Source organism: Promicromonospora iranensis (assembly GCF_028994805.1).
Classification (GTDB): domain Bacteria; phylum Actinomycetota; class Actinomycetes; order Actinomycetales; family Cellulomonadaceae; genus Promicromonospora; species Promicromonospora iranensis.
The window spans coordinates 285,801-304,970 of sequence record NZ_JAJQQP010000008.1 but is presented as its reverse complement, the minus strand read 5'-3'; the positions used below and the strand labels follow the sequence as shown (position 1 = coordinate 304,970).

Sequence of the window (19,170 nt, the reverse complement as noted above, 5' to 3'; positions counted from 1 at the left end):
TCGAGGGACTACTGGGTATGAGGTCTGACGATGCGGGTCACCGCGACGAGCAGGACGCCCAGCTTGGCGCACTGTGGCGGCAGTCCGCCCACCGCGTGCACGCCTACGCGTTGCGACACGTCGATGTGAGTCTCGCTGAGGACGTGGTCGCCGACGTCTTCCTGGTCGCATGGCGCAGGATCGACGCCATCCCGGCGCGCGCCACCCTGCCGTGGCTGCTGACCGTCGCGCGTCACACCGTCGCCAAGCACCACAGGGCTCGACGTCGCGGCCGGGATCTCGAAGAACAGCTCGCTCGCGTCGCCGACCTCGTGCTGACCGCACCTCGGCTGGACGAACGCGTCACCGAACAGGACGCGCTGCTCAGGGCGCTGGCGCTGCTGCGCGATGCCGACCGGGAAGCGCTGCTCCTGGTCGCCTGGGACGGGCTCAGCCCTTCGGACGCGGCCAAGGTCGCCGGCTGCTCAGCGGCCACCTTCCGCGTGCGCCTGCACAGGGCACGCCAGCGGCTGACCGCCCACGCGGAGGAGAAACCGGAACGCCGTCCACGTCCAGTGGCAGCACACACCTCGTTGACCACCGCGGAGGGACGACCATGAGCAACGACCTGTTGACGACACTGTGCGACGCCTCGCCCACCATCGGGCAGGACGACCCTGCTCTGGGACGAGCCCACGCCATCATGGCGGGACGACGGCGGGCGGTCACGCCCCGACCTCGCCGACGCCGTGTCGGCCGTATCCCGCTCGTCGTGGCCGCCGCCGCTGTCGCGGTCGCCGCCCCGCTCACTGCCACGAACCTGGTCCGGGATGCCGACGAGCTCCCGACAGGATTCGTCCAGGCGCACGAGAACGTCGCGTACGGATGGCTACCGCCTGGCACAGCGACCGCCACGTTGATCGGCTACGACGACGAGGGAGCCGCCACACGCATCCGCGAGCTGCCCCCTCAGAATCCGCCCTGGTGAGGGACGCTTGCTGGAGGTGCGGCCGGAGTTCATTCTCGGGGAAGTACGGGAACTAGTCGTCGATCGGCTCAGCACTGCGGTAGACCTGGACGTGCGAAGGCGGCCAACTCGATCTCTCGTTGCGGTGCTGCACATCGGAGCACCGCGTCTAGCATGCAGCGTGGCCCCGTTCTCGTCACCAGGTGATTGACGTCCAGGACGGATCGCTGCCGACCCTTCTCGGCTTCTACCGTCAGGCGTTCGCCACGGCTGAGGGTTGGACGTCGGTGAAAACCGACAGCGAGCAGGAACTGTGCCTGGTCAATCAATCGGACGACCGCTACGCCGAACTGCTCGAGGTGTTTCCGTACAGCGGCGATCGTGTCGAAGCCCGCCGGGGCCGCTACGTGGTGATGATCAGCCGGCTTGAGCCAGATTTCGGAAAGGAACCGTGCGGAGAGGCGAGGTCCTGGGTTTCGACCGACCTCCTGCCGCTTCATCCGAACGTTGTCGTGAGGTAGTCCTGCACAGCCGGCGCGAAGCCGTTCGGCACGTAGTCGGTGAGCCTGTCCAGGGTCGCCCATACGATTCCCGCGAGCTCCCCGGCATCGGCGACGTACGCCTCCCCGCTGACGACGTCGCATGCGACGTAGCCCATCAGGCGACCGGTGCTCGGGTGCAGGCGCTCCCCCAACACGATCACGGCCTGGACGTTGAGCCCAACCTCCTCAGCTGCCTCGCGCACCGCGGCCTCGTCGAAGGTCTCACCCTGTTCGACGGCGCCGGCGGGGAACTGCCACGAGAGCGAGCCCTCGGCAACGCGACGTCGGACCAGGAGCAGCTTCCCGTCCTGGACGATGACTGCCGCCGCGATGGCAGGCGATGCTTCGGGCATTGCGTCACCCCGCTGGAGGCGCGCCTTGAGAAAGGAGGAAACTCATCATGGCCCGACCGAGCGCAACACTCTGCGCCTCATGCTCGACCCGTGATCTCGGTGACGAATACAGGATCGAATATTCCAATGATCCAGGGGGCAACCACCATCAGAGAGAGGAGCGCTGCCAGCACCCACAGCGTCACCATCCGACCTCGGTCCTTCCGGAGCGGCGTGGTCATAGCGATCAGAGGACTGACGAGAGGCAGCAGAGGGAGTAAAGGCGTGGCCGCCAGCGCGATCGCTATACACCCGATGAACCACCAGTTCTCGCGTACAGCTTCCGAGCGAGCCGTACGGTACGAGGCCTCCGCCTGCGGTTCTTCCATCGAAAGCTCCTCATCCTGGGCCCGCTGCCGGGATGCCAGTTGGGACGCTAGCATCCCGGCAGGGGCAGATCAACGGGTGATGTATCAGCCACCGACCTGCCAGCTCTTAGTGGCACCGTTAGCGCTGACGCGGAAGTGGAGACCAACACCGAGGTTGACGGGACTCCCCTTGAAGAACACGCTTGCGTCGAATCGGTAATAGTTGTCAGCCGACGAGGCAGCGGTCGGCTTGTTGCAGGAGATTCGCTCGACAGCCCATCCAATTCCGATCGAACCCTCGGAATGGCAGACGTGACTACCTGTCTTCCCGCGATATTCCTTCACCCAAGCCCTGGAACCGTCGTAGTAGGTCGTACCGTTGTGCTTTTCCACGATGGACCCACCCCAGTACGCGTGGGTCCATTTCTTGTACTTGATCGCCCCGCTCGCCGCTCGCTCCACAAGCATGCTCGCCTGCGCGGGAGACATCGACTCGCTTTCCGCCAGCCTTGCTACCTCGTCCACGCTTGCTGTCATCTCTTCTGACGTTTCAGAGATAACCGTGCCGGTGCACAGTTCATCCGCTTCGGCGTGCGCATCCTCGTCGGAATCCCCCAGATCCCGGGATATCTCCAATACCTGCTCGATACACGATTCGGACACGAAACGGTCGGTGCTCGCCTGCGTTCCAGCACCGGCGTCTGCGGGATCACCACCAGCGCCCGGGGACAAAGGGGCAGCCTGCGCAGACAATGTGAGTCCGGTTGCACCAAGGATGAACACTGCAACAGTGGCAGCAATGCTGCGCATTGCGATCCTGACCATGCAGACCTCCCAATTGAACGAGTGAGCGAACTTAGGCGCCTCGGCAGCACTGACTCGGACGCAATCGCACGCTAACCGACGGGAGATGCCACCGCTTTGCTCATGCGTCAATTGCGCAAAATGTGAGGACCAGCGGGTACCACGGTCCCCGTGCGGCCGGGACGCTTCGCAGCCTCAGTTGCCGATGTCGGTCAGCGCGTCCGCGTAGGCACGGGCGCGCGGGTCGTCGGAGAGCTTGGCGCGGTCGAGCTCACGAGTCAGCGCGTCGGCGACAAGGGCCAAGCTCGGCACGGATCGACGGTCGCCCGTCAGTGCCTCGATGCCGCAGTCGAGCGCTGCGTCAGCGTCCCCGCACGGGCCGCAGCCACCGCGCTGCTCTCCCTTCTCGGATGAGAGGTAGCGCGATGTCACTCTCGGGAGCTGTCCCGCTGTCACGCGGTGGCTGACCGCAGGCGCGCCCGCACCAACGTCGCGTCCGCTGCCGGCGTCGTGCCGTAGGCGGCGCGGTAGTCGCGGGAGAAGTGTGAGGCGCTCAGGTAGCCGACCGCGGTGGCGGCTTGTCCGGCAGATTCGCCGAGCACGACCATCCGCCGTCGCGCCTCGCCGAGCCGGAGTCGTTTGAGGTAATGCAGCGGGGTCATCCCGGTGACCTGCTTGAAGCGCCGGGCCAGTGTGGACGAGCTCGAGCCAACGGCCGCCCCGAGACGTGCGAGCGACCACGGCTTCTCGATCGACTCGTTGAGCGCCTCGATGGCACGCACCACGATTCCGCTGTGGGTGGTCTCGACCGCCACCAGCAGCCGGGGCGCCTGCTCGGTCTGCAGGAGGCGCAGCACCACCTCGCGCGTGAGGAGGGGTGCGAGCACCGGGATGTCCTCAGGGGTGTCGAGGAGCCCGAGGAGCCGCGCGACGGCATCAGCGAGCTGCGGGGTCCAGGTGCCCAGGCGGGCCGGTTCGGCCGGCACCGCACCAGCCGTGCGGGCCATGGCTCCCGCGACCTCGGTCACGATCACGGGGTCGAGCCGCCAGATCGCGGAAAGGAACTCGCCCTGCGCGTCCAGCTCGACGACCCCGGCCATCACCGGCAGGCCGACGGGTGTGATGAGGAAGTGCTCGCGTCCCCAGCGCTGGTCGTACTCGCCGATGATCGACCGCTTGCGCCCGGTGAGCACCATCGACAGCGACGGCGTGTAGTACTGGTAGTTCAGCCCGGTGGGCTCCTGGGTCAGGTCGAGTCGCAGCCCCAGGGCCTCGGCCCGTGCCTGGTTGCCCAGGTGCCGCCGGACGCTGTCGACAGCTCGGTCCAGGTGGGCGTCCACTGCTTCGGTCACCGCACCATTCAACTCGATACCGACGCCGCACGATCCAGCAGGGCGCGTCCGAAGCTGGCAAGGATCCGACGTGATCAGGCAACCATGCCCGGTGAGCCGGTGTGACGGTGGAAGCATGACATCGAACGAACAACTGCTCTCCACCCTCCCCTCGGATGACCGGCTCGCCGGACGCACCGCGATCGTCACGGGCTCGTCCAGTGGGATCGGCGAGGCGATCGCCCGCGTGCTCGCGGCCTCAGGAGCGCACGTCGTCGTCAGCGGCCGGGACGCCGAGCGTGCAGCGCGGGTGGTGGACACGATCACCGCCCGCGGCGAGCGAGCGAGTGCGGTGACGGCAGACCTCGCCGCCGCGCCGGACGACGTACGGGACTTCGCGCGACGCGCCACGGACGCGCTCGGGGGCCGGGTCGACATCCTGGTGAACAACGCCGGCGTGTATCCGAGCGGGCCGACGGAGCACGTGACCGACGCGGTCCTCGACACAGTGCTCGCGACGAACGTCCGGGCACCCCACGTGCTGGTCGCGCACCTCGCGCCCGCGATGGCGGAGCGCAGCGACGGCGCCATCGTCAACATCGGGTCGTGGATGGCGCGGGTGGGCGTGCCGTTCATGGCGCTCTACCCCGCGACGAAGGCAGCGATCGAGCAGCTCACCCGCGCATGGGCCGCCGAGTACGGACCGCGCGGCGTCCGGGTGAACGGCGTCGCGCCGGGTGCGACCGCGACGCCGGGGAACGCGGACGCGGCCGAGCAGCTCGCGGAGATGGGCGCAGGCACGCCCGCCGGCGTCCCGGTCCGCCCCATCGACATCGCGTGGGCCGTCCGCCACCTGGTCTCCGACGAGGGCAGGTTCGTGCTCGGCGCCACGATCGACGTCGACGGCGGCATCGCCGCTACGCGTCTGCGCTGATCCGGGTCCTGAACCCACGCGGGAGAATCCGCCTCAAGAAGGTCATGAGGGTCGTCAGGGAGCGGCGCCCGTGCTCAGCCGAGGCGCTGCAATGCTTGTCCTACGGCGATCTCGACACGAGCTGTCATGCCGGACACGTCGACCGGGCGGCGCCCAGCAACCTGGCGGGAGATCGACTGCGGTGCGTTGTCGTCGTGGTGCAGGAGGCTGTACAAGTCCCACCACGGGTGAAGGGTGACACCCGCGGTCGATGCGTAGAGCGAGCGGAGCTCCTCTGCCCAATCGGGTGAGTAGAGCGACGCCAGGTACCGCCGACACTGTCCGACGTCGATCGCGCGGGACCCTCGGTGGATGCTGTTCCAGTCGGTGAGTCCGGTGATCTTCCCGCGCGACCACAGCAGGTTGACGGGCAGGTAGTCGCCGTGCAGGAAGACGGCATCGTCCTCAGGTGGTGGTAGCTCCAAGGCGTCGAAGGCCGCTTTCCAGACCGCAGGTTTCTGCGCCCCGACCGGAACCTGAAACTGGCCAGGAGGCGTGATCCATGAGTCTGCCCAAGGTCGGAAGGCCGGGGCTGGGAGGTCAACGGAATGGAGCCGGGCAGCGAACTCGGCGATCCTCTCGATCCACGGGCGGTGCTCTGCTGGGTCGAGGTGAACGTGGCCAGGTAGCCGGGTCATCAGCAGCGACGGCGCCCCGCAGGTAGCAGCTCCGGCAACGTCGGTGGCCAAGATCGTCGGGACCGGAAGCCCGCTGCCTGCCACCACCTTGAGGTTGGCGATCTCCACCTCCATGGCGGTCCGCAGCGCGGTGCTCCCCGCCGGGTACTGCCGCAACACCACGAACGTTCGCGTGCCGTGACGCTCAACTGTCAGGCGATGGACAGCAGAGTTGACGCCGCCGGTCAACCGACTGTGGCCGACGACGCGGCTACCTCGGCCCAAGGAAGCAGCCACCCAGTCCAGAGTCTCGGCGGAGGGTCGACGGTGGAAGAACTTGTTCGCTCGCCAATCGCCGTCGGCCGTCAGGTCCTGGCCGGCGATGTCGTCACTGGTCATGCACGCAAACCTACTGAGGCGGGGTCTACGAGCCGCGGCCGCCGGGGGCTCGATCCGGGGAGGTCGCCTCCCAGGCAACGAAGAAACCCCGCCCGACCGGAGCATCTGCCCTGGTCAAGCGGGGTTTCCGTCTGTGGAGCTAGGGGGATTCGAACCCCCGACCTCTTCATTGCGAACGAAGCGCGCTACCAACTGCGCCATAGCCCCTCGGACTGCAGAAGAGTAGCACTTCACCTCCGGTGATCCGCAACTTCTTCCGGTGTCGCGCGAGTCACGGTCCCGTGACCCGCGCGACATCCACCAGCACGATCATCCAGCCGCCCGGCGTCGCGCCAGGATCTCCTCCAGCGGCTTGCCCAGCGTCTCGGACTTCATGCGGGGCGGCTCGCCCCGCATGAGCTCGTCCTCGGCGACCGGGTCGGACGCCGCCGGCGCGGAGCCGGACACGGGCACCGACGGCGGCAGGCCCGCACCCGTACCTGTCGGCCGGCCGGGAGCGGTCGCCGTCGGGCCGGAAGGCGTCGTCGAGCCCTTGGACGCCGTCGACGAGGGCGGCAGCGCTGCCGGCTGCCGCTGTGGCGCCGCAGGCTTGGTCACGTAGGTCGGCAGCGGTACCGGAACCGGGTCCCAGGCGCGCCCGCTCGGCACCTCGTCCCGCTTCGCCGGCGCCTTGGCCTGCACCGCACGCCCGGTCTTCGCCTTCGGGTCTGCCTCCTCCTCGGCCGGAACCTCGATGACCTTCGGCTTGGCCGGGCCGTCGAGGATCTCGTCGAGCACGTCCTTGCGGGCGACCCGTGGGATCGCCTGCGTCTCGGTGCTCGAGCCGTGAGTGGCCAGGCCGGTGACCTGCACCCGGTTGCGCGGCGCGTACGGGCCGCCGTTCGCAAGAACGCGAGCCTGCGTGGCACGCTGCCGGGCGGCCCGCACCGTCGCCTGCCACCGCGCGTCCGCCCGCCGTGCCGCCCGGGCCGCGCGGCGGCCCAGGAAGAGCACGAACAGCAGCAGGGCCGACGGCGCGACGGCCATGCCCCAGGGCAGCCGGTCGAGGCCGACGAGCGCCCAGGCCGTGACGCTGCACACCAGGAGGATCGCCGAGACGATCAGACGCCGACGCGCACGCGCAGCCCGGCGCGCCCGTCGCTCCACGCGGCGGATGCGCTCCGCCGTCAGCGGTCGGCCGCGGACCATGATCTGGAGCGGGTGCCCCTTCGGGGTCGGGCGGGCGACGCGCGGCACGCCCTGCCCGGTCCCCCGCGGCTTGCCGTCAGTAACCATCGCCCCTCCTTTCCGTCCGGAGCCGCTCATCGCGACGATGCGCAGCCCTACCGAGAACCGGTCGGTCACCCGCGAGTCGGCGAGCTCTGACCGGTGGCGCACCAGGCTTGGCAGCCAGTAGCCCCACCACAGGACGAACAGCGCTGCGGCTGTCAGTCCTGCAGTCGATTCCACGACACGACGTTAGGCGAGCATCGCCACGCCCAGCCGCACCGCGCGCGGCGTGTCCTGCCGTCAGGGCGCGTCCCGCAGGCGCTGCCAGCGCGCCAGCAACCCCTCGGGGACCTCCTCGCGGGTGACCGCGAAGGTGCGGTGATCCCGCCACTGACCCTGGATGTGGAGGAAGCGCTCGCGCACGCCCTCGTCCCGCAGGCCCAGCTTCTCGACCACCCGCAGGCTCGGCTTGTTCTCGGGCCGGATGTTGATCTCGATGCGGTGCAGGCCCAGGAAGAAGGCGTAGTCGGTGGCCATGGCGACACCCGTGGGGATCACGCCCCGCCCGGCGACGCTCTGGCTGACCCAGTATCCGATGCTCGCCGAGCACATCGATCCCCAGGTGATGGAGGAGACCGTCAGCTGGCCCACGAGCGCGCCGTCGAGCTCGACGCCGAACGGCAGCGACGTCCCGGCCCGGGCCTGCGCGGACAACGAGCGCACGTACTCGCCGAACGTCGAGGCGATGTACCGGTTCGCGCCGGGTGCCGTCGCCTCCCAGCGCTCCAACCACGCTGCGTTCTCGGCCCGGAGCCGGGCCCAGTCGCTCGCGTCCCGCCGCCGGAGCGGGCGCAGCACGACAGCGCCCGCCGGCGTGTCCTCACGCAGCGTCACCGGCCATGGCTTGGCCACCGTCCACCCCTTACCGAACTTTCCCGTCGCGCCTTCTGGCACGTCCGACCTGCTCGACGGCATCATCGTTCGCCCCTTGCCACGTCCCATGACGAATCCCCGCGTTGGAGAGGGTCTACCACGCTCGGTGGTCTCGGACCCCACGAGCAGCCGCTCGGTCATGTTCTCGCCTTCTTCGTACGCTGTTCGTAACAATCTTGTCTCGGAGTCTTGGCACAATAGCGGTCATGAGCGGCATCTCTGTCCCGACGCCACAGCCTTACCCCGTCCTACCCGGGATGGAGACAGGTGATGCCAAGGAAGAACTCCGTCGCGCGATCCGCGCACAGCGCGGCCACCGGTCGCCCCGGCAACGGGCGCAGGCGGCGGAGTCGCTAGCGGACATCATCGAGTCAATTCCCGAGGTTCGCGACGCGGGATGCGTCGCCGCCTACGCGGCGCGGAGCGCAGAACCCGGCATGATGCCGCTCCTGGACCGCCTCACGGGCCGGGGGGTCCGCGTGCTGCTCCCGGTCCTCGGGGCCGGACTGGCCCGCGACTGGGCCGACTACACCGGCCCGGACGACCTCCTCGAACGCGCTCCGGGCCGCCCGCCCGAGCCCGGCGGCCCCACGCTGGGCACCGACGCCATCAAGCTGGCGGACGTCGTCCTGGCGCCGGCCATCGCCGTCGACACCCGCGGGGTGCGGCTCGGGCAGGGCGGCGGCTGGTACGACCGCGCGCTCACGCACCTGCGTCCGGGCGCGAAGGTGGTCGCCGTCGTCTTCCCCGAAGAGGTGTACGACGCCGCCGACCACCCGCTCCCGCGCGAGGAGCACGACAAGCTGGTCGACGCCGTGGCGACGACCAGCGACTGGCGCCTGCTCGGCGGGGTGTAGCCACTCCTGCTGTCCCCCGGGAGGCCGGGGGCAGCAGGGGTCTACCTCACGGAGTGAGGGTCAGCTCCTCCTCCTGGGCGGCAGCCACCGCCTCAGGGCTGGACGGCCAGGGGAAGGTCTCCCCGTTCGCCCAGGCCTCGAGCTGGTCGTCGTAGTGCGCGGACGCCGGGTGCGCGGACGTACCTGTCACGACGACCCACGTGGAGGCGTCGAGGTCTGCGAGGTCGACGACCATGCGCATCGACGGACCGCTCGTCACGTCGAAGCTGCCGCTGGCCGCGTCCCAGGCGGTCGCGTTCACGATGGAGGTGCCGCCACCGACCTTGACCGGTGCCGGGTTCATGTACGCCGCCAAGGGCGCCGGGACTCCGTGACCACCGAGCACCAGGTGCTCCAGCCTGAGCTGGTGGAGCGTGCCCCACTCCCAGTCGCTGGTGTCCTTGCCGAGCTCGACCGTGAGGTCCTGGCGTGCGCTGACCAGGGCCTCCGTGAGCACCTGGTTACGGCTCTCCACGACGGCCACGGTGGACTTGTCGTCCCAGAACGCGTCGTTCGGGTTGTCAAGCATGCCCTGGACCACCGCGAGCCAGCGGCTGCCGCCGTCGGGCCACATGGACTGCGGCAGCTCGTCGTTGAACGTCATCTCCAGCAGGTTGCGCCACACGGCCGCGAAGTAGGCGGCAGCCGCGGAGTCCGGGTCCATCGAGTAGTCGTCCCACTCCGCGAGCAGCTTCTGGCCGTCCGAGTCGTAGCCCGCCGGGAGCTCGACCTCGAGCAGCACCGGCACCAGGGTCTCGGCGAACACGCTCCACTGGTCCATCTGGAACTCCGACATGTCGGTGGCCGTGAGCTTGCGACCCTCCGCGATCTGGTCGCTGAGCAGCGTGCGGATGCGTTCCGACCGGTAGCCGTAGTCCCAGTCCCGGGTGAGGAACGGCCCGGACCCACCGGGCAGGACCGCCTGGTTCGCCGCGACGACGAAGCCCTCCTCGGGGTCCACCACGCCGGGCATCTGTTCCGGAGCCACGTAGCCGGTCCAGTCGTAGCGCGCGTCCCAGCCCGGGCGCGGCCAGGTGCCGTCGGACTCCACGGCGCCAGGGACGCTGGCGCGGACCGGGATCTTGCCCGGGGCCTGGTAGCCGATCTGCCCGTCGGTGGTGGCGAAGACGATGTTCTGCGACGGGACCTCGAACTTGGCGGCGGCCGCCTTCATGTCCTCCGGTGTCCTCGCACGGTTCATCTCGAACACGGCGTCGGCCGTGCGGCCGGGCTCGAGGGCGGTCCACTGCAGCGAGATCTCGTACTGGCCCAGCTCCGTGCCGGTCTCGGTGGGCGAGTTGCGCACCGCTTCCATCGTCGCCTCGTCCATGACGGACGAGACGATCGGGCCGTGCACGGTCCGCCGGACCTCCAGGTCGACCGGGCTGCCGCCGTCGACCCGGATGACCTCCGTCTCCTTCTCCATCGGGACCCACTTGTCCGCCCCGCGCAGGTACGTGTCGTTGCGGACCCGCTCGATGAAGAAGTCGGTGACGTCGGCGCCCATGTTCGTCAGGCCCCACGAGATGTCCGCGTTGTGCCCGATGATCACACCGGGGAAGCCGGAGAAGGAGAATCCGGAGACGTCGAACGGGCACTCCGGGCCCACCTCGTTGCAGTGCAGGCCCACCTGCGCCCAGATGCCCGGGGCGGCGAGGTCGAGGTGCGGGTCGTTCGCGAGCAGCGGCTTGCCCGACTCCGTGTACTTGCCCGACACCGCCCACGAGTTCGACCCGGTGCCCTCGCCCCGTGCGATCTGCACCGGCACCGCGTCCAGCGCCCGCTGCGCCGAGTCCAGGGCCTTGGCGAGGTCAGGGCTGCCGTACACGTCCTCGGCGTCCGACGACGTCTGGGCCGCCTGGCTCTGCTGCGTCGCCTGGGGGACACCCGCCTCGGCGGGGTCGAGGATCGGGGCGTTGCCCGTGCCCGAGTACGCGGGGAAGAGCTCGGCGACGCGCGACGCGTCGCCGATCGTGCTGTAGGCGAGGGCCCGGTCGAGCTCGTCCTGGTAGTTGCCGCGCAGGTCCCATGCCATGGCCTTGAGCCAGGCGAGCGAGTCGATCGGGTCCCACGGCTCCGGCTCGTTCACCTCGACGCTGACGTCGAGCACCGTGTACTCGACAGCCGTCTCGGCGGGGCTGCGGTTCGCGAGGTAGGCGTTGACCCCGTCCGCGTACGCCTGGAGGTACTGCCGCGTCGCGTCGTCGAGCATGTTGAACTCTTCCTCCGCGACGTGCCGCCAGCCGAACGTACGGATGACCATGTCGGCCTGGATCGCGTCCGCGTTGTTGCCCACGAGCTCGGCCATGCGACCCGCGGTCACGTGCCGGCGGTAGTCCATCTCGAAGAAGCGGTCCTGCGCGTGCACGAAGCCCTGCGCGCGGAAGAGGTCCTCGGCCGAGTCCGCGTAGATCTGGGGGACGCCCTGGGCGTCGCGGCTGACGCGCACGTCCGAGCTCAGTCCCTCGACCTGCACCTCCCCGGAGTGCTCCGGGAGCGGACGGCGCGCCGTCAGCCAGCCGAAGGTCGTCAGTGCGACCAGGATGAGCACCAGGACGACTGCGGTGCCGACCATGAACTGGCGGACACGAGTGGTACGGGTTCGACGTGGCTTGGTGGGTCGCGCACCGTCGGAGGTGGCTGTTTCGGCGGGCTCTACGGGCTCGGCGGAAGTGGTCGCGGACACGCAGTGGAGACTACCGCCCGCCCCTGTGCTTGAGTGAACGCACTCGAGTGAACACGCTCGGGAGATCCTGGGACTATCCCCCGCCGCTCGACCGTTACTATTGGCACTCGGAAACCCCGAGTGCCAGAGCCGGTTCCAGCAGGCGCGCGACGCCCCGCCCGGCCTGACGTCCAAGAGGAGTGCACGTGCCCACCTACGCGTACCGGTGTGCCGACTGCGGCCACGCGTTCGACATCCACCAGGAGTTCAGCGACGAGTCGCTGACCCTCTGCCCCGAGTGCCAGGGCAAGCTGCGAAAGGTGTTCAGCTCTGTGGGCGTCACCTTCAAGGGTTCCGGTTTCTACCGCACGGACTCGCGCAGCACGTCCACGACCAGCACCGTGAAGCCGGGCACGTCGGAGTCCTCCTCGGGCTCGGGCTCGTCGTCCTCGAGCTCGTCCAGCGGCTCGTCCTCGGACAGCTCCGGATCCTCCTCGTCGGGCTCTTCGAGCTCTTCCGGGTCCTCCGGTTCGTCGTCGAGCGGGCCGAGCGCCGCGACAGCCGCCTCGGCCTGACCCGACCGGCTGCGGGCGGCGGAGATCGGTCGGTTGCTGCTGGGACGCCGTGACTTCGGTCGGTTGATCTGAGATCGGTCCGTCGACGGACCGATCTCAGATCAACCGACCGAAGTCACGAACAGCCGAGGCAGCGGACCCAACTCACGGAGCCACGCCCGGTCACCCCGGCCCCGCCGGAATCGTCTGGCCTGTCGTGCGGACCCGCTCACCGGGCCGCCAACGGTGCGAGCACGACCACAGGTGGCGTTCTCCCCACCTCGTGCACAGGCTGCCCGACGACGGCGCCTCGCCCCCTCCCCTGGCCCATAACGTCACCGGCATGGGACTTCTCGACACGATCGCCGAACCGGCCGCGCACCACGACTCGCCGTCCGGCACAGCGCCGCGCACGCCGTGGGACCGGGCCGGCGGGACCCCTCCGCCCTCCGACCGGTCCAGGGGAATCAGCAGCCTGCTGACCCGCCCGGGCGGCCCTCGTCCAGGTCGGTCAGGTCCAGGTCGGTCCGGTCCAGGTCGGTCCGGTCCAGTGCCGTCCCGTCCGGATCAGCCACGTGCACCTCGGCCCCGTTCGGCGGCGTTCCGGCGTGTGCGGCGCATCGTGTGGCGCTGGCGCTTCGCACTGGCGGCCGCCGTGCTCGGTCTCGCGGTCGCACTGACGGTCCACCTCCTGCGCCCACCGCCCCCGCCGACCATCGACGTCGCCGTCACCGCCCGCCCCGTCGCGGCCGGTACCGAGCTGACCCGGGACGACGTCGTCGTGCGCGCCGTCGCCGCCGACCTCGCCCCGCCCGGCGCGATGCACGGCCTGCGCGGACTGCTGGGCCGCTCGACGGTCGTCGGGCTGCCTGCCGGCGCACCGCTGCACGCGACCCTCGTCTCCGACGACGGCGTCTCCGCCGCCGCCCCGGCCGGCACCGTCGTGGTGCCGGTCCGCCTGTCCGACGACGCCGTCGCGGCCCTCCTGCGCCCCGGCGACCGCGTGGACCTGCTGGCCGGGACGACGTCGGGCGGTGACCCGACCGGGGCACCCCAGTACCTCGCCCGCGGTGCGCTGGTGCTGCCGGTACCCGCTCGGCGCACGCCGGAGGCAGCGGGCGGCCTGCTCGGCCCGGCGTCGGACGGCGACCGACCTGTCACGCTCGTCGCCGTGACACCGGAGGACGCCCCGGAGCTGTCTGCGGTCTCGGGCTGGGGCTCGGTGACGGCGGTGCTCGTACCGTAGGACGGTTCGCCGCGGAGGCCGGCACACGGGCATAGCAGGGCAAACAGTGCCGTAATTCGGCAGAATGTCCGTTCAAGGTGCGAAAGCTGCGAACGAACCGCAGAATCCTTGACCGGGCCGGTCCCGGCGGCCCGTGACCACACGTGAACAACAGCAGGGGACACACATGCTTCAGGGTTTCAAGGACTTCGTCATGCGCGGCAACGTGCTGGACCTCGCGGTCGCCGTCGTGATCGGCGCGGCCTTCTCCGGGGTCATCCAGGGCCTCGTCGACGGCTTCATCATGCCGCTCATCGGCTGGCTGGTCGGCGCACCCGACTTCACCGGCATCGCTTTCAGCGTCCCCAACTGGCAGGGCACGTCCACCGAGTTCCCGATCGGCGTGTTCATCCAGAGCCTCATCATGTTCGTGCTGATCGCGGGCGCGATCTACTTCTTCGTGATGCTGCCGATCAACAAGCTGAAGGCCCTGCGCAAGTCCTCGGAGGAGGTCGTCGAGGAGGCCGCCGCCGAGGAGGTCGTGCTGCTCACCGAGATCCGCGACCTGCTGCGCGTCCAGTCCGACGCCCAGTCGCCGTCCCAGCCCAGCTGACGCAACAACCCAGCACCCGCGCGCGCTGCGATGGTGGCGCCCATCACGGGTGATCGGTCAAAGGTCAGGTGGTCGGCAGCTCGGACTGCCGACCACCTGACCTTTGACCGATCACCCGACGTAGTGCCGACCAGGCGCGCCTCAGGCCCAGTGCGGCGGGACGTCCCGGCGCAGCTGTTCGTCGTTCGAGCCGTGGCCGGACTCGGCCGAACCGCCGCCGTCGGACCCTTCGCCCCAGCCGGCCGGGCGCTCGTCAGCACTCACACCGAGCACCGCCTCGCGCTCGGTCCCGCGGCGCACGGCACGCCGAGGACCCCGACGTCGCGGGGTGTCGGTGCTCGCTACGGGGTCGGCCGGCCGCGCTGGGCCGGTCGGCGGAGTCACAGGCTCGCTCACTCCTCCATTGTGACCCCGTGCGGCGCGCGTCCGGTCACGTCGTGGCAAACGCCACCAGCGCGTTCAGGTCTGCCCGGGCGACAGCGAACAGCTCACTTCGGTCGGTTGCTATGAGATCGGTCATTCAACCGACCGATCTCATAGCAACCGACCGATCTTGAACCAACCGACCGACCTCACCCGAGCCCGAGCCCGGCCCGGCCCGGCCCGTCAGTCGTCCAGCACCTGCGGGACCACCAGCTCCGCCGCCGGCGGCACGCCGCCGGAGACGCCCACCCGGGCGTCGCGGACGGCCATCACCACGCGCCGCACCCGCTCCGCCTCGGCGTCCGGGTCCAGGAACGCGGCGGCCGACCACACCTGCGCGACCACCCAGCCGAGCCGCTCGAGCTGCTCCGCGAGCTGCCGGTCGCGCACGCGGATGGAGGGTTCGGCCACGTAGGCGGCGTCGTCGGTCAGGACCGCGACGAGCAGCTCGCCGGGGAGGTCGGGGTGCCCCACCGCGAGCGGGATCCGGTCGCCGCCGGGCAGGCCGTAGTCGGTCTCGACCACGAGGCCCGAGCGCCACAGCCGCTCCCCCAGGTCCACGACCAGGCGGTCGACGGACCGGGCCACGTCCACCCCGTTCCCGATCTCCACCTGGTCGGCGAGCCCGGAGCGCTCCTCGGCGAAGGACAGCACCTTCGCCAGCATCTGCGGCCCCGGCCCGCGCAGCCGCTCCGGGTCGAGGTCGGAGGCCGGGAAGCACGACACCACGTGCAGCCGCTTGCGTGCCGCGCCCAGCGAGCCGAGCAGCATCGCGTCGCCGCCGCCCTCGCCCAGCACGCCGAACCGGTGCAGCACGCGGCCGTGCGGCGTCCGCCCGAAGCCGAGCGTCAGCACGATCGTGTCGCGCGCCAGGCCCGCCACGCCCGTGACGTCGGCGACCACCACCGGCTCGGGCCGCGACCCGGCGAAGAACGGTGCGAGCGCGGGGTTGGCCCGCACCTCGGCGAGCAGCCGCTCGCGGATGCGGTCGGCGTGCGCGGCCGTGACGGTGACGATGCCGAAGGTCTCCTCGGGCCGGGTCATCGCGTGCTCGATCGCGAGGTCGACCACCCGCTCCACCTCGGCCTGCGTCGACTCGACGGTGCCGGAGACCGGGTCGGGCATCCCCGTCCCGTCCACGAGCGAGAAGTGCACGAGCGCCTCGGTCCGCGGCACGGGCGCGGGCCGCATGATGCCCTCGTACCCGTGCGCGGCCAGCAGTGCCGTCAGCTGCGGGTCCCGCCGCGCGGGCTCGGGCTGCAGCGTGACCCGCGGCAGGAGCCGTGCCAGGTCCCGCACCGCGGTGCCCGACGCCGACCGGGGGTCGCCGACCACGACGATCTGGTGCCCCCGCGCCAGCGCCGGCACGACGACCTCGACCGGCACGTGCTGGACGGCGTCGAGGATCACCAGGTCGGCACCACGCTCGGCGGGCAGCAGGTGCGGCACCATCGTCGGCGTCGACACCCAGGTGGGCCGCAGGCGCCGCACGGTCGAGCCGTGCGCCGACACGAGGTCGCGCATCGAGCTCAGTCCGCCGCCGACGAGCTCCGCGTAGAGGGCCTCGGCGTCCTCCCGCTCGTCGCGCATCGCCGAACCGAGGTGCGCACGCACCGCGGCCCGCACCGGCGCGGACAGGGAGGCGACGTGCCGGCGGTCGAGCTCGCGGAACCGTCCGGCGAGGGCGTCCAGGCCGGCGCCGTCCTGCCCGGCGAGATCGGGCTCGGTAGCCAGGATCTGCTCGAACACCGACGACCACCACGACAGCTCCAGCTCCGGCCCCACGAGGTCGGTCTCCACGCGGCGGTCGCCGAGGTCGTCGACCAGCTCGCCGAGACCGGCCTTGCGCAGGCGGCGCAGCACGGCGGTCCGCTCGGGCAGCGGCGTCAGCGCGTCCTCCGTCTCCGCCAGGGAGGCGAGCCGCTGGACCAGGGCGAACAGGTCGAGGTCGAGCAGCCCTCCACCCGCCTGCGAGGAACGCAGGACGGGCTCGAGCGCCTCCAGGTCGATCCGGACCGCCTCGTACGTCTCCTCGACGGCGGCCAGGCCCTCGGGGAGTGTCGGCCAGCCGCCCCGCGGGCACTGCGCCTGCCACACCTCGCGCTGCCGCTGCACCTCGACGAGGGCCGCGTGCATGTCCGGCACCCGGACGCCCGGGCGCACCATCTCGCGGGCGCGCCGCTTCAGGCGGCGCCGTGCCAGCCAGCCCATCTCGACGCCCTGCTCGGCACGGTCCCGGCGGGAGGCCGTGGCCTGCACCATGTCCGCGGCGGTGCGCTCGAAGACCATCGGCTGGAACACGTCGAGCGTGCCCCGCATGCCGCCCAGCATGGCGAGCTGCTCGCCCCACTGGCGGGCGGTGGCCGCCTTGACCAGACCGGTCACCCGCGCCACGTACTCGATCTGCTTGCGCAGCTCGGGCAGCGTCTGCTCGCCGAGGCGCGTGACGCGGGCGAGGGCGGCGCGGGCGTCGTCGTCGGTCAGGATGTGCGCGCCGAACCAGGGGCTCGACGAGGACTTCAGCGTGAACGCGCCCAGGTCGGCCACCCGCTCGAGGTCCGCGGCGAGCTCCGCACGGCGCTCGGCGCCCAGCGCCAGCACCGTCTCCGGGTCGAGCCGCACGCGGGTGGCCGGGGCGGGCCGCTCGGACGTGAGCCGGGCCAGCGCCTGCAGGGCGTCGTACGCGGAGACCCGCCACGGGTCGCGCACCCGGTGCAGCGCCTCGATGTAGCCGGCGAGCTGCGCCCGGGAGCCGATCAGCGCGTCCCGCACACGGGCCACCTCGTCGATGTCGATCCGCTCCTGGACCGGTGCCATCGCTTCCAGCAGGCGGCGCGACGTCGAGGTGCGCCAGGTCGGGACCGGCGCGATGTCGAGCAGCAGGCCGCCCAGGCCGAGCGAATCCAGCCGCGCGGCCAGCGCGTCGGCGGCACGGCGGTGCCCCGGGACGTACAGCACGGACCGGCCGCTCGCGTTCGCCTCGGCGACGACGGCGGCCAGCGTGCCTGCGACGTCCGACCCGACCGGAGCGTCGACGAACAGGTGGCTGCCCGTGGCCAGGGCGTCCACGACGTGCCGCTGGTGCGGGTCCAGGTCGCCGACGCCGCGCTCGTGCGCCGGGTCGGCGTCGCCCACGCGGGGTCCGGGGAGCTCTACCTTCCCGAGGCGCGTGACCGAGCTGTCCACGCCACCGAGCGCCGAGACCACCTCGTGCTGCCCCAGCGACGGGGCGAGCTCGTCGAGGTCGTCGACCAGCACCTGTCCCGGGTGCACGAACGTGCCGACCAGGACCCGCCGGTCGAGCTGGAACTCGCCGAGCACCGCTGAGCCCAGGCTCGCGACGCGATCCAGCACGTCCGAAGGGTTGAAGCCGGCGAGCGTGAACGTCGCCCTGGCCAGCGCCGCCGGGTCGATCAGGGCGCCGTGGGCACGCAGCGTCCGCGCCACCACCGGGTTGATCTCGACGGTGGGGTCGAGCGTGATGTCGTAGTCGCCCTCGCCGTCGCTCCGCGGCGTGAGCATGACCGGCCGGAGCAGCACGGGCGCGCGCACCACGCGCGGTTCGTCGTCCCTGTCGTCGTCCGACGGCGACGCGGCGCGACCGGAGGGCATGGCCAGCGTCACGATCGGGACGGAGCCGGTGAGCGCCGGTGCGTCGGCGGGGCTGTCGGCGGAGTCCTGCTCGGGTGCCGGAGCCGCGCTCGCCGGACCGAGCACCCGGGTGATGGCCTCCATGTCGTTCGGGCTGCCGCCGGTGGCCGGCCGCTCCGTCCACGTGGCCACGCCGATCGCCAGGTAGGTCGGTGACACCCCGTACCGCTGCGCGTGCTCGGCCGAGCGCGCGGCGACCGCCCGCGCCCGGCGCCGGGCGCTCGGCAGCGCGCCGGCCTCGCGCACCAGGTTGGACAGGCGCGTGGGCCGGCCCGCGAAGAGCTGGGCGACGCCCGAGGGGTGTGCCGTCGACAGGTCGATGACCGCCTCGCCCAGCAGTCCGACGTCGGCCAGGGAGGATCCCCCGGCGAGCCGGACCAGCCCGGCGCGCCAGCGCGCGACCGACTCGGTCATGGGGTCCCGGACACCGTCCGGTGTGGACCCCGGGGCCTCCGACGCGGCCAGCTCGGTGGCCGGGTCCACTGTCTCGTCGTTCAGCGCGGCCGAGAGCTCCTCGGACAGGTCGGCCGAGATCTCGGAGGCGGCTGCGGTCTGGCGGCGTGCAGCGTTCACACCAGCACGCTAACCGTGTGGCGTCCGCAAGGGTCGGACGCCACGCCGCGCGACACGCCGGGTCCACCGAACTGTCCGGGCGTGTCGGACCCGCGGCCCCTCCGGGTGCGTGGGTT

18 protein-coding genes and 1 tRNA gene are annotated in these 19,170 nt (G+C 71.0%); 8 read left to right on the top strand and 11 right to left on the bottom strand.

Features of this window, described 5'->3' with window-relative positions; translation table 11 throughout:
* Positions 1-17: 17 nt before the first annotated feature.
* The 3 genes from LUM46_RS15860 (at position 18) to LUM46_RS15850 (ending at position 1,467) form a co-directional block, all read left to right on the top strand.
* Positions 18-599, top strand: coding sequence for an RNA polymerase sigma factor (locus LUM46_RS15860; RefSeq protein WP_274995137.1), 582 nt, complete (start codon positions 18-20; stop codon positions 597-599).
* Positions 596-967 (top strand): hypothetical protein, encoded by a 372-nt coding sequence (locus tag LUM46_RS15855; RefSeq protein ID WP_274995136.1) that lies wholly within the window; start codon positions 596-598, stop codon positions 965-967. Before LUM46_RS15860 ends, LUM46_RS15855 begins: the two co-directional genes overlap by 4 nt.
* Positions 968-1,149: 182 nt before the next feature.
* Positions 1,150-1,467, top strand: coding sequence for a hypothetical protein (locus tag LUM46_RS15850; protein ID WP_274995134.1), 318 nt, complete (start codon positions 1,150-1,152; stop codon positions 1,465-1,467).
* Here LUM46_RS15850 and LUM46_RS15845 read toward each other — a convergent pair.
* The 4 genes from LUM46_RS15845 to LUM46_RS15830 all read right to left on the bottom strand — a co-directional run bounded on the left by LUM46_RS15845 (position 1,443) and on the right by LUM46_RS15830 (position 4,344).
* Positions 1,443-1,841 carry an NUDIX hydrolase gene (locus LUM46_RS15845; RefSeq protein ID WP_274995133.1) on the bottom strand — a complete coding sequence of 133 codons (399 nt, stop codon included), beginning with the start codon at positions 1,839-1,841 and terminating at the stop codon, positions 1,443-1,445. The genes LUM46_RS15850 and LUM46_RS15845 overlap by 25 nt on opposite strands.
* Before the next feature lie 77 nt (positions 1,842-1,918).
* Positions 1,919-2,209, bottom strand: coding sequence for a hypothetical protein (locus LUM46_RS15840; RefSeq protein WP_274995132.1), 291 nt, complete (start codon positions 2,207-2,209; stop codon positions 1,919-1,921).
* Between the two features lie 84 nt (positions 2,210-2,293).
* Positions 2,294-3,013, bottom strand: a complete 720-nt coding sequence (locus tag LUM46_RS15835) for a hypothetical protein (protein ID WP_274995131.1) — start codon at positions 3,011-3,013, stop codon at positions 2,294-2,296.
* A 431-nt stretch (positions 3,014-3,444) separates the two neighbouring features.
* Positions 3,445-4,344, bottom strand: a complete 900-nt coding sequence (locus tag LUM46_RS15830) for an AraC family transcriptional regulator (protein ID WP_274995130.1) — start codon at positions 4,342-4,344, stop codon at positions 3,445-3,447.
* 115 nt (positions 4,345-4,459) lie between these two features.
* On the opposite strand from LUM46_RS15830, the gene LUM46_RS15825 reads away from it, so the two are divergent.
* A complete protein-coding gene (locus LUM46_RS15825) occupies positions 4,460-5,257 on the top strand; it encodes an SDR family NAD(P)-dependent oxidoreductase (RefSeq protein ID WP_274995129.1) in 798 nt (265 codons plus the stop codon).
* A gap of 74 nt (positions 5,258-5,331) precedes the next feature.
* Here LUM46_RS15825 and LUM46_RS15820 read toward each other — a convergent pair whose 3' ends face one another.
* From LUM46_RS15820 to LUM46_RS15805, 4 genes are all read right to left on the bottom strand, one after another.
* Positions 5,332-6,312, bottom strand: a complete 981-nt coding sequence (locus LUM46_RS15820; RefSeq protein WP_274995128.1) for a phosphotransferase family protein — start codon at positions 6,310-6,312, stop codon at positions 5,332-5,334.
* Positions 6,313-6,446: 134 nt separating this feature from the next.
* Positions 6,447-6,519: transfer RNA gene (locus LUM46_RS15815), tRNA-Ala, on the bottom strand.
* Between the two features lie 102 nt (positions 6,520-6,621).
* A complete protein-coding gene (locus LUM46_RS15810; RefSeq protein ID WP_274995126.1) occupies positions 6,622-7,761 on the bottom strand; it encodes a hypothetical protein in 1,140 nt (379 codons plus the stop codon).
* A gap of 60 nt (positions 7,762-7,821) precedes the next feature.
* The gene (locus tag LUM46_RS15805) at positions 7,822-8,433 is read right to left on the bottom strand and encodes a GNAT family N-acetyltransferase (protein ID WP_374726964.1); all 612 of its coding nucleotides are present in this window, start codon (positions 8,431-8,433) and stop codon (positions 7,822-7,824) included.
* A 227-nt stretch (positions 8,434-8,660) separates the two neighbouring features.
* On the opposite strand from LUM46_RS15805, the gene LUM46_RS15800 reads away from it, so the two are divergent.
* A complete protein-coding gene (locus LUM46_RS15800; protein WP_274995125.1) occupies positions 8,661-9,311 on the top strand; it encodes a 5-formyltetrahydrofolate cyclo-ligase in 651 nt (216 codons plus the stop codon).
* 46 nt (positions 9,312-9,357) lie between these two features.
* Here LUM46_RS15800 and LUM46_RS15795 read toward each other — a convergent pair whose 3' ends face one another.
* Positions 9,358-11,925: a penicillin acylase family protein gene (locus LUM46_RS15795; protein WP_274995124.1), complete on the bottom strand. Its 2,568-nt coding sequence runs from the start codon at positions 11,923-11,925 to the stop codon at positions 9,358-9,360.
* Positions 11,926-12,221: 296 nt separating this feature from the next.
* Between LUM46_RS15795 and LUM46_RS15790 the strand changes: the two genes are divergently transcribed.
* The 3 genes from LUM46_RS15790 (at position 12,222) to mscL (ending at position 14,407) form a co-directional block, all read left to right on the top strand.
* The gene (locus LUM46_RS15790) at positions 12,222-12,590 is read left to right on the top strand and encodes an FmdB family zinc ribbon protein (RefSeq protein WP_274995123.1); all 369 of its coding nucleotides are present in this window, start codon (positions 12,222-12,224) and stop codon (positions 12,588-12,590) included.
* A gap of 589 nt (positions 12,591-13,179) precedes the next feature.
* A complete protein-coding gene (locus LUM46_RS15785; protein ID WP_274995122.1) occupies positions 13,180-13,815 on the top strand; it encodes an RcpC/CpaB family pilus assembly protein in 636 nt (211 codons plus the stop codon).
* A 166-nt stretch (positions 13,816-13,981) separates the two neighbouring features.
* Positions 13,982-14,407 (top strand): large conductance mechanosensitive channel protein MscL, encoded by a 426-nt coding sequence (mscL, locus tag LUM46_RS15780; RefSeq protein WP_274995121.1) that lies wholly within the window; start codon positions 13,982-13,984, stop codon positions 14,405-14,407.
* A 141-nt stretch (positions 14,408-14,548) separates the two neighbouring features.
* On the opposite strand, the gene LUM46_RS15775 is transcribed toward mscL, so the two are convergent.
* Both LUM46_RS15775 and LUM46_RS15770 read right to left on the bottom strand, forming a co-directional pair.
* Positions 14,549-14,803 (bottom strand): hypothetical protein, encoded by a 255-nt coding sequence (locus tag LUM46_RS15775; RefSeq protein ID WP_274995120.1) that lies wholly within the window; start codon positions 14,801-14,803, stop codon positions 14,549-14,551.
* Between the two features lie 210 nt (positions 14,804-15,013).
* Positions 15,014-19,054, bottom strand: coding sequence for a hypothetical protein (locus LUM46_RS15770; RefSeq protein ID WP_274995117.1), 4,041 nt, complete (start codon positions 19,052-19,054; stop codon positions 15,014-15,016).
* Positions 19,055-19,170: the final 116 nt, after the last annotated feature.